General features: G+C 61.6%; 11 protein-coding genes. 2 read left to right on the forward strand and 9 right to left on the reverse strand.

Features of this window, described 5'->3' with window-relative positions; genetic code table 11:
• Positions 1 to 398 precede the first annotated feature (398 nt).
• From BM321_RS25155 to BM321_RS25175, 5 genes are read right to left on the reverse strand one after another with little or no spacing between them, the layout of a single operon-like run.
• On the reverse strand, positions 399 to 1034 hold the full coding sequence (locus BM321_RS25155) for an SCO family protein (protein WP_092205496.1): 636 nt from the start codon (positions 1032 to 1034) through the stop codon (positions 399 to 401).
• Positions 1031 to 1930, reverse strand: coding sequence for a heme o synthase (gene cyoE, locus BM321_RS25160; RefSeq protein ID WP_072347596.1), 900 nt, complete (start codon positions 1928 to 1930; stop codon positions 1031 to 1033). Before cyoE ends, BM321_RS25155 begins: the two co-directional genes overlap by 4 nt.
• Positions 1918 to 2997 carry a COX15/CtaA family protein gene (locus BM321_RS25165; protein ID WP_092334168.1) on the reverse strand — a complete coding sequence of 360 codons (1080 nt, stop codon included), beginning with the start codon at positions 2995 to 2997 and terminating at the stop codon, positions 1918 to 1920. Before BM321_RS25165 ends, cyoE begins: the two co-directional genes overlap by 13 nt.
• A 10-nt stretch (positions 2998 to 3007) precedes the next feature.
• Complete coding sequence (locus BM321_RS25170) at positions 3008 to 3601, reverse strand: hypothetical protein (RefSeq protein WP_092445477.1); 594 nt, start codon at positions 3599 to 3601, stop codon at positions 3008 to 3010.
• Positions 3567 to 4304, reverse strand: coding sequence for an SURF1 family protein (locus tag BM321_RS25175; protein ID WP_092445479.1), 738 nt, complete (start codon positions 4302 to 4304; stop codon positions 3567 to 3569). Before BM321_RS25175 ends, BM321_RS25170 begins: the two co-directional genes overlap by 35 nt.
• 70 nt (positions 4305 to 4374) lie before the next feature.
• Between BM321_RS25175 and BM321_RS25180 the strand changes: the two genes are divergently transcribed.
• Entirely contained in the window at positions 4375 to 4578 is a 204-nt protein-coding gene (locus BM321_RS25180; RefSeq protein WP_092205492.1) for a twin transmembrane helix small protein, read from the forward strand.
• Between the two features lie 8 nt (positions 4579 to 4586).
• Here the strand turns inward: BM321_RS25180 and BM321_RS25185 are convergent, their stop codons facing one another.
• The 4 genes from BM321_RS25185 to coxB form a co-directional block, all read right to left on the reverse strand.
• Positions 4587 to 5474 carry a cytochrome c oxidase subunit 3 gene (locus BM321_RS25185; RefSeq protein ID WP_092334162.1) on the reverse strand — a complete coding sequence of 296 codons (888 nt, stop codon included), beginning with the start codon at positions 5472 to 5474 and terminating at the stop codon, positions 4587 to 4589.
• A gap of 24 nt (positions 5475 to 5498) precedes the next feature.
• Positions 5499 to 6050: a cytochrome c oxidase assembly protein gene (locus tag BM321_RS25190; RefSeq protein ID WP_092334160.1), complete on the reverse strand. Its 552-nt coding sequence runs from the start codon at positions 6048 to 6050 to the stop codon at positions 5499 to 5501.
• 122 nt (positions 6051 to 6172) lie between these two features.
• A complete protein-coding gene (gene ctaD / locus BM321_RS25195) occupies positions 6173 to 7765 on the reverse strand; it encodes a cytochrome c oxidase subunit I (protein WP_092445481.1) in 1593 nt (530 codons plus the stop codon).
• 82 nt (positions 7766 to 7847) lie between these two features.
• Positions 7848 to 8975 (reverse strand): cytochrome c oxidase subunit II, encoded by a 1128-nt coding sequence (gene coxB, locus BM321_RS25200; protein ID WP_092445483.1) that lies wholly within the window; start codon positions 8973 to 8975, stop codon positions 7848 to 7850.
• A 373-nt stretch (positions 8976 to 9348) separates the two neighbouring features.
• On the opposite strand from coxB, the gene BM321_RS25205 reads away from it, so the two are divergent.
• On the forward strand, positions 9349 to 9999 hold the full coding sequence (locus BM321_RS25205) for a hypothetical protein (protein WP_025211149.1): 651 nt from the start codon (positions 9349 to 9351) through the stop codon (positions 9997 to 9999).
• Positions 10000 to 10206 lie beyond the last annotated feature (207 nt).

A 10206-nucleotide genomic window follows, 5' to 3' on the forward strand; every position in this document is an offset into this window, starting at 1 on the left:
GTCAATACCGGCACAGTGATGATGGATAATCTCAAAACGCTTTTGGTTCTTGCGCGCCATGACAATTCCTCGCAGGATTGAATGACGCGCGCGGGGTACACGGTGGCGAAAGGATTCACTCTCTTATACGAGGTCACGGCCTGGCCGTGCCATCAACGACTCCACGCCGATACCGTGCAGGCCACTCTCCCTCTCGGGTGCTGTCACACCAGTGCTGGTTACGGCCTTTGCCCCGCGCGCGTTCTTCAACTGTAGAGGGATCCCTGTTTGCTGCGCGACAGCGCAGCGTCGAAGACGCGGCGGGATCTCCCTCGCCACAATGGATTTCATTGCCACAAGGGACTTCCTCACCACAAGGAATCGGCATGGCTTAGCTGAGCGGTGTGCCTCTGGAGGCGTTATTTGCGCTTCAGCATCTCCGGCAACTGCGCCACGAGCTTCTGATTATTCAACGGCGCACGAATAAACCCGCGTTGGGTGCCGTCCGGCCCAATCACGGCGAGGTTGCCGCTGTGATCAACCGTGTAGTTGGGCTTACTGGTATCCGCCGGAATAAACGGAATGCTTACCGCATTCGCCAATTTCTGCAGGTCTTCAACCGATGAAGCCGTCAGCCCTATGAACTGCGGATCAAAGTACCCCAGGTACTGCTTCAGCTGCTTGGGCGTGTCGCGGTTCGGGTCGACGCTGACCAGTACGATCTGCAACTTATCCACAGCCTCTTTCGGCAACTCGCTTTTGATCTGGCGCAGTTGGGCGAGGGTGGTGGGGCAGATGTCCGGGCAGAAGGTGTAGCCGAAGAACAGCAGGCTCCATTTATCCTTCAAGCCATCGACTGCCACCGGCTGGCCGTCCTGGTCGGTCATTTTCACGTCCGGCAGGGTGCGGCTCTGGGGCAGCAGGATGATGCCGGCGTCGATCAGCGCGGTCGGGTCGCCCTGGCCTTTGCCGGACAGCACCTTGTTGATGGTCAGGCCGAGGATCAGTGCGATCACGGCCACGAGGATGAAGACGGTTTTCTGGGTTCGAGTCATAGGCTCAACAGTAAGTAATGATCTACAAGCAGGGCGATGAACAGCAGGAACAAGTAATAGATAGAGTACTTGAAGGTGTTGATCGCCGCGTGCGGCCGAGTGCCACGGTACAACACCACGGCCCATTGCAGGAACCGGGCGCCCAGTACGAGCGCGCAAACAAGATAGAGCATCCCGCTCATATGGATCACGAACGGCATCAGGCTCACCGCCAGCAGCACCAGGGTGTACAGCAGGATATGGATCTTGGTGTAGTGCTCGCCGTGGGTCACCGGCAGCATCGGGATATCGGCCTTGGCGTATTCCTCTTTGCGGTGGATGGCCAGGGCCCAGAAATGCGGTGGGGTCCAGGCGAAGATGATCAGCACCAGCAGCAGCGGTTCGGCGCTGACATGCCCGGTGGCTGCGACCCAGCCCAGCAGCGGTGGCGCCGCGCCGGCGAGGCCGCCGATGACGATGTTCTGCGGCGTCGCGCGTTTGAGGAAGCCGGTATAGACCACCGCATAACCCAGCAGTGAGGCGAGGGTCAGCCAGGCTGTCAGTGGGTTGGTGAAGGCCAGCAGCAAGGCTTGGCCGATCACGGCCAGGGCCAGGGCGAAGGTCAGTGCGGCGGCGGGGGAGATCCGCCCTTCGGCCAGTGGCCGTTTGTGGGTGCGGGCCATGACCGCGTCGATGCGCCGGTCCACCACATGGTTGACCGCCGCCGCGCCACCGGCGCACAGGGCGATGCCCAGGTTGCCGAATACCAGCACCGTCCACGGCACGCCGGCGCGGGTGGCGAGGAACATGCCCACCAGCGAGGTGATCAGCATCAGCACCACCACTTTGGGCTTGGTCAGCTCCAGGTAATCGCGCCATATCGCTTGGCTGTGGCGTTCACCGGTCAAGGTTGCCATGGCATCTCTCCTTTTATTGTGAGGGGGCTGGCGCCGTGTTTATGCGGGTTGAACCGCCAGCGCAGCGGGACTTGATGCTTGACCCGGACCAGGCTGGTACGGGCGTGATAGTTGACCAATACCAGGGTCAGCAGCAACGCGGCGCCCCCGGCGTTGTGGGCGACGGCCACCGGCAACGGCAGATGGAACAGCACGTTGCTGATGCCCAGGGTGATCTGCGCCGCCAGTGCCGTCAGCACCAGCCCGGCCAGGCGGGTCATGCCGACGGTCTTCAATTGCCAGGCCAGCCCCATCAGCACCACGGTCACCAGCAAGGCGCCGATGCGATGGGTCAGGTGGATGGCGGTGCGGGCGTCGCTGTCCAGTTGCCCGCCCAAGTAGTTGGGGCCGATGTGCTGGGTCAGGTGGAAGCCGTTGGCAAAGTCGGCCGGTGGCAGCCATTGGCCGTGGCAGGTGGGGAAGTCGATGCAGGCCACGGCGGCGTAATTGGAGCTGACCCAACCGCCGAGGGCAATCTGGCCGATCACCAGCAGCAGCCCGGCGGTGGCCCAGTGTTGCAGGCGTTTGGGCACGGTCAGCGCCGGCAGCACGCCGGACAATCGCAAGGTCAGCAGGAACAGCAGGCTCAACGTCGCGAAGCCGCCCAGCAAATGTCCGGTGACCACCTGCGGCCAGAGTTTCAGGGTCACGGTCCACATGCCGAATGCCGCTTGCGCAAACACCACCGCCAGCAGGAACAACGGCAACTTCAATGGCTGGCCCGGGCGGTGGCGGTTCATCCAGGACCGTGCCGCCAACGCGACGATCATCAAGCCCAGGGTCCCGGCGAAGTAGCGATGGACCATCTCGTTCCAGCCCTTATGGGCTTCCACCGGGGCGTCGGGAAAGTGCAGCTCGGCATGGGCCAGTTGGGCTTCGCTCTTGGGCACGCTGATGAACCCGTAGCAACCGGGCCAGTCCGGGCAACCCAGGCCGGCGTGGGTCAGCCGGGTGTAGGCGCCCAGCAGGACGACGATCAGTGCCAGCAGCGTGGCGAACAGCGCGAGGCGAAATCCAGGTTTGGCCATGTCGATGCCCTCATCCGATGTTCGACAGTTTCAGCAAATGGCGCAGGTCGTTGAGCAGGTCCTTGCCTTTGACCCGGGCGTCGTAGCGCAGCACCAGGTTGCTGTGGGGGTCGATGATCCACAGTTGGGCGCCACCGGAGCCCTGGGCGCCTTTCTGATAGGCCGGCAGGTCCAGTGGGTAGCGTTGCAGTTGCGGGTATTCGCGCTGCAATTGCCCGTCATATTCAGCGTCCAGCGGTTGTGCGATAGCCAGGGCGTGGCTGGCGCGGGAGGCGTCGCGGCCGAGGCCGATCTGCACCTGCCGGGCGAGGTAGACCAGTTGCCGGCAATCCACCGAGCACTCCTGTGGCGCCGTGACCAGGATCTGCCAGCGCTGTTCATCGGCCTGCACGCCAATCTCGGCGCGGGTCTGGCCGTTGCCGATCAGTTCGCCGTGGTAGCTGCGGCTGTCGGGCACCCAGAACTGGAATTTGTACATGCCGGTGGCCAGGATCATCGGGCCGATCACCCCCAGCAAGATCAGCAGCAATTGCACGCGGCCCTTGCGACGGCTGTGTGCCGCGGGCGCCTCAGACGTGTTGGTTGGATTCATGGTGCTTCCCATGGTGTCTCCCTGCGTTGTGCCATCCGAGATAAAGAAAAAGGCCGAACAGGGCCGCCGCCATGGCGAACCACTGCACGGCATAACCGAGGTGTTTTTCCGGACCCATGGCCACCACCGGCCAATCGGTCCGGTAGGCGCCGGGGCCGCTTTGTTGGCGCATTTCATAGGCGAAGCCGCTGTGGCCCAATTCGCCCCAGAGCTTGTCCGGCTCGATGGCAGTGACCAGTCGCGGCCAGGGCGCGCCCGCCGGGTCGGCGTGGAGCTGGAACGTCGCGCCCGGTGCGACATAGACCCAGGCCTGGAGGCTGATGGGTTGTTCCGGTGTGTCGAAGACCGGCGGGGTGCGCCGGTCCGGCCAGGGCAGCCAGCCGCGATTGACCAGCAGCCAGAGCCCGGTCCGGTGATCGAGGAACGGTTGCAGCAACTCGACGCCGACCTTGCCGTCGTGTTGGCGGTTATCCAGCAGGATGCTGTGCTCGGCGTCGAACTGGCCCTGCAGCGTGACCGCTCGAAAGGCCGGGTCGGTGGTGTGCGCCAGCACGGTGCTGTCCATCGGCGGCGCCATGCGGCGCTCGGCGTAAGTGTCCATGAGCACGCGTTTCTGTTCGCCCCGGCTCAATTGCCAGAACCCCAGGCACACCATCACCGGCACCAGCACGGCCACCACCAGAGACGGCACGATGCCTGGCCGGAAACCTTTCATGGTGCCGTCCGAAAGCCATCGAACGGGATAGCTATACTCACGTGCATCGCGTCCCCCCGGAATGTTCCTGATGCTAAAAGCAGCCATCGTCCTGATGCTGATTGCCACGATTGCCAGCCTGTTCAGCGGCCTGTTTTTTCTGGTCAAGGACGACAGCGATTCCAATCGCCTGGTCATCGCCCTGGCGATTCGGGTCAGCCTGGCCGCCGTCACCGTCGGCTTGATCGCCTGGGGTTTCTTCAGCGGCCAGTTGGTGTCCCACGCGCCCTGGTAGCGTTTGCGTCAGAGCACGTAGACGAAGATGAACAAGCCGATCCACACCACATCGACGAAGTGCCAGTACCAACTCGCCGCCTCGAAGCCGAACTGGTGCTCGTTGTCAAAATGCCCGCGCATGATCCGCATCAGCATCACGAACAAGATGATCGTGCCGATGGTGACGTGGGCGCCGTGAAAGCCGGTGAGCATGAAGAAGGTCGCGCCGTAGACACCGGAGCCCAGGGTCAGGCCCAGCTCTTTATAAGCGTGGATGTATTCCTCGGCCTGGAAGCCCAGGAAGGCGCAACCCAGCAGTACGGTGATCGCCAGCCAGATTTTCAGCGCGCCGCGATGGCCTTTTTTCAAGGCATGGTGGGCGATGGTGACGGTGACGCTGGAACTGACCAGCAGGATGGTGTTGAGCAGCGGCAAGCCCCAAGGGCTGATCACGTCCTTGGGCGCCGGGAAGAGTTTCGGATCGGGGTTGTTCAGCAACGGCCAGGCGAACTCGAAGCTCGGCCAGAGCATGTGTGACAGGCCCTTGGTGCCTTCGCCCGCCAAGCCCGGTGCGGAGATCATGCGCACATAGAACAGGGCGCCGAAGAACGCGATGAAGAACATCACCTCGGAAAAGATGAACCAGCTCATGCCCCAGCGGAACGAGCGGTCGAGCTGGGCGCTGTACAGCCCGGCGCGGCTTTCCTTGATCACCGCGCCGAACCAGCCGAACAGCATGTAGGCCACCAACAGGCCGCCGACGAAAAAGATCAGCGGGCCGTGGGATTCGGGCCGGGCGGCTTTCAGGTCGTTGAACCAGGTCGCCAGGCCGTACACCGTGACGAACATCCCGACCGTGGCGATGATCGGCCATTTGCTCTGGGCCGGAACGTAATAGTGTTCGTGAGTTGCCATTTATTGTTCTCCTTATCGGGCACGCTATCGGTCAGTGTTTAAAGCCACCGGTGGATGACGAGCGGTGATGTCGAACAGCGTGTAGGACAGCGTCAGGTGCTTCACTTCCTTGGGCATGTCCCGGTCAACGATGAAGCGCATGGGCATTTCGATGCGTTCGCCGGGTTGCAGCACTTGCTGGGTAAAACAAAAACATTCGGTCTTGTGGAAATACGCCGCCGCGGTGCTGGGTGCGATGCTCGGCACCGCCTGGGCACTCATTGGCCGGTCGGTGGGGTTGTGGGCGACAAACACCATTTCGTTCACCGCCCCCGGCTGGACCACCAACTGATCGCCCTTGGGGTAGAAGTCCCAGGGCATGTCCACCGAATTGGTCGACAGGAACTGCACGCGAACCTGGCGCGACTCATCGACGGTCTGCTCGCCTTCGTATTGCCCGGCGGTCTTGCCGTTGATGCCGAACGCCTTGCACATCACGTCGTAGATCGGCACCAGGGCAAACCCGAAGACGAACATGGCCACCACCACCACCAGCAGGCGGGTGACCAGTTTTTTCATCGAAATCGAATCAGCCATGATTTCCAGTCCCTACCAGGAACCCTGTGGGAGCGAGCTTGCTCGCGATAGCGGTGTGTCTGACACACCGAGTCGCCGCCATCGCGAGCAAGCTCGCTCCCACAGGAATTTCATGTGTCATCTCATTTCACTTCCGGCGGCGTGGTAAAGGTGTGATACGGCGCCGGCGACGGCACGCTCCACTCCAGCCCTTCGGCCCCATCCCAAGGCTTGGCCGGTGCGGATGGGCCGCCGCGGATGGTCTTGATCACGATGAACAGGAAGAAGATCTGCGTGGTGCCGAACATGAACGCGCCGATGGACGAGACCATGTTGAAGTCGGCGAACTGCAGGTTGTAGTCGGGGATCCGCCGGGGCATGCCCGCCAGCCCGACGAAGTGCATCGGGAAGAACGCCATGTTCATCCCAATGAACGACAGCCAGAAGTGCAGCTTGCCGAGGGTTTCGTCGTACATGTGGCCGGTCCATTTCGGCAGCCAGTAGTAGGCCGAGGCGAAGATCCCGAAGATCGCGCCGGGCACCAGCACGTAGTGGAAATGCGCGACCACGAAGTAGGTGTCCTGGTATTGGAAGTCCGCCGGGGCGATGGCCAGCATCAGCCCGGAGAAACCGCCGATGGAAAACAGGATCACGAACGCCACGGCAAACAGCATCGGCGTCTCGAAGGTCAGCGAGCCTTGCCACATGGTGCTCGCCCAGTTGAACACCTTCACCCCGGTGGGCACGGCGATCAGCAGGGTGGCGTACATGAAGAACAGCTCGCCCACCAACGGAATGCCGACCACGAACATGTGGTGCGCCCAGACGATGAACGACAGGAACGCGATGGCGGCCGTGGCGTAGACCATCGAGGTGTAGCCGAACAACGGCTTGCGCGAGAACGCCGGGATGATCGAGCTGACGGCACCGAAGGCCGGCAGGATCATGATGTACACCTCGGGGTGGCCGAAGAACCAGAACACGTGCTGGAACAGCACCGGGTCACCGCCACCGGCGGCACTGAAGAAGCTGGTGCCGAAGTGGATGTCCATCAGCATCATCGTCACGCAGCCGGCCAGCACTGGCATCACCGCGATCAGCAGGAACGCGGTGATCAGCCAGGTCCAGACGAACAGCGGCATTTTCATCAGGGTCATGCCGGGGGCGCGCAGGTTGAGGATGGTGGCGATCACGTTGATCGCGCCCATGATCGAGCTGATGCCCATCAGGTGGATGGCGAAGATGAAGAACGTCACGCTTTCCGGCGCATAGGTGGTGGACAGCGGCGCATAGAAGGTCCAGCCGAAGTTCGGCCCGCCCCCCGGGGTGAACAGCGTCGACACCAGCATCAGGAACGCGGCCGGCAGCAGCCAGAAGCTGAAGTTGTTCATGCGCGGCAGGGCCATGTCCGGCGCACCGATCATCAACGGGATCATCCAGTTGGCAAGGCCGACGAACGCCGGCATCACCGCGCCGAAGACCATCACCAGGCCGTGCATGGTGGTCATCTGGTTGAAGAACGCCGGCTCCACGATCTGCAGGCCCGGCTGGAACAGCTCGGCGCGGATCACCATGGCGAACGAGCCGCCCAGCAGGAACATCGAGAAGGCGAACCACAGGTACAGCGTGCCGATATCCTTGTGGTTGGTGGTCAGCACCCAGCGCATCAGGCCCTTGGCGGGGCCGTGGGCGTGGTCGGCGCCGGCATGACCGTGGTCATCGATCACAGCACTCATGTCCTGTCTCCTTCGAACGAGTGGGCTGGACGGTGCGGGGCGGCAAGCCCCGACCGGTTACGGGAACACACGTCAGGCCGGCTCATTGGCTTTCCGCCTGTTTGAGTTCCAGCACTTCTTTAGGCGTAACCATGTCGCCCTTGTTGTTGCCCCAGGCGTTACGTTCATAGGTCACGACCGCGGCGATATCGACTTCCGACAATTGTTTGCCGAACGCGGCCATGGCGGTGCCAGGCTTGCCGTGGAAGACAATGCTCAGGTGATCGGCCTTGGGCCCGGTGGCGATTTTCGAGCCCTTGAGTGCCGGGAACATCGGCGGCAGGCCCTGGCCTTCGGCCTGGTGACAGGCCACGCAGGTGGTGTGGTAGACCTTGTCGCCGCGCTCAACGAGTTCTTCGCGCGTCCATTCCTTGCTGGTCAGCTCTTTAAGCTGCGCGGCTTCGGCCTTGCGTTCACCCAGCCATTTCTCGTAGTCGGGCTTGCTCTTGACCTCCACCACGATGGGCATGAAGCCGTGGTCCTTGCCACACAGCTCGGCGCATTGGCCGCGGTACAGGCCGGGCTTGTCGACACGGGTCCAGGCTTCGTTGACGAACCCGGGGATCGCATCGCGCTTGACCGCGAAGGCCGGCACCCACCAGGAGTGGATCACGTCGGCGGAGGTCACCAGAAAGCGCACCTTGGCATCGACCGGCAGCACCAGCGGCTTGTCGACCTCCAGCAGGTAGTGCTCGCCCTTGGCGCTCTGGTTGTGGATCTGCTCGGCGGGGGTCGCCAGGTTGCTGAAGAACTCGACGTCCTGGCCCAGGTACTTGTAGTGCCACTTCCATTGATAGCCAGTGATCTGGATATCGATGTCCGACTCGCTCGAGTCGTACATCTTGATCAGGGTGGCGGTGGCGGGAATCGCCATCAGCACCAGGATCAGGAAGGGCACGATGGTCCAGAGGATTTCGACGCGAGTGTTTTCGTGGAAATGCGCGGCATTCTGGCCGGTTGAGCGGCGGTGCATCATCATCGACCAGAACATGGCGCCGAAGACGATGATGCCGATGACCACACAGATCCAGAAGATGGTCATGTGCAGGTCGAACACTGCGTTGCTGATCTGTGTGGCTCCAGGCGCCATATTCACAGTCCAGGCCGCTTGTGCCTGGCTGAAAATCGACCACAACAGGAGGCCCATCCATACGTGTGGATGTCGCGTCATTGCGGGTTCCCCTTATCGTTCTTGTTATCCCGTAGGCGTAACGCCTGCGGCAAGGGATCGGCTACTTCAGACTACCAACTTGAACCGCCGCGCCTTGCTGCACATGCAATCGGGTGTCATCAGCTAACTCCATTCCAACCCGAGTATAGACAGCACCTGCAACCTCGCAACGCGATGGCGTAAATCGTTTGAAACAGCCGGGGCTTGCGCTAGAGCCCGCGAATGGAGAAGGATGCGAGCCTGAGTGATGGCAAACCGATATAACTGCGACGCAGCAAGGACGAGGCGGTTATGAAAAATAGGTCTTAGGAGTGTTTTTGGGCCAGCTAAGTTATGTCTTCCCTATTCTTTGCCTTTGTTTCCTGGAGTTGTCATGAACACCGCCGCATTGCGCGAGCAGATCCAAAAAGCCCAACAACACGAAGCCGAGACCGGGCAGTTGACCCGTCAGTTGACGGCCCAACTGCCGAACCTGCACCGAGCCATTCAATTGCCGGACGCGAACGCCAACGACGTCCTGGCGCGTTTTGTCGCCGCCTACATTGATGAAGTCCCCGACCTGCTGGATGCAGCCAATGATGTCGCCAGGGAGGCGGGTATCGAATCGCAGATCAAACCGGTACTGAAGATTGCCGAACAGTACTTCCTCCAGCCGCCGACCATCATGGCCGGGCATGTCGGGCTCGACAGCCTCCTGGACGAAGCCTATCTGGCGCATCGGTTCGTCGAAGAGGTCAACGACCTGTACATCAAGCATTTCGGCCAGCCATTGATCCCCTTGGACATGACGGTCGCCAATCTGATCGCCCACCAGTTGATCGGTGAGGCATTTGCCAACCAACTCGATGAAGTGGTCCATCACACATTCGATGAGATGCTCAACGACGAGACGTTTGCATTGGAATCGGTGGAAACCTACCGCGAGAAGCTCAGCAGCCCGGAAACCGGCGCGGCCTGGAAGCGCTGGCCGTGCATGTCCCGTCGTCTGGGTGTGGGATTGGAGCTGGATCAGCCGGCGGCTTGATCCATCAGAACAACTTAAAACCTTTGTGGGAGCGAGCTTGCTCGCGATGGCATTGCATCAGCAACATCACAGTTGCCTGACACACCGCTATCGCGAGCAAGCCCGCTCCCACATCGATCCGGGCGGTTCACAAAATAGGTGTCCAGCAACAGCCCCTGTGGGAGCGAGCTTGCTCGCGATTGCATTGGACCAGCAACATCACAGTTG

Source organism: Pseudomonas sp. NFIX10 (assembly GCF_900111955.1).
GTDB classification, from domain to species: Bacteria; Pseudomonadota; Gammaproteobacteria; order Pseudomonadales; family Pseudomonadaceae; genus Aquipseudomonas; species Aquipseudomonas fluorescens_AA.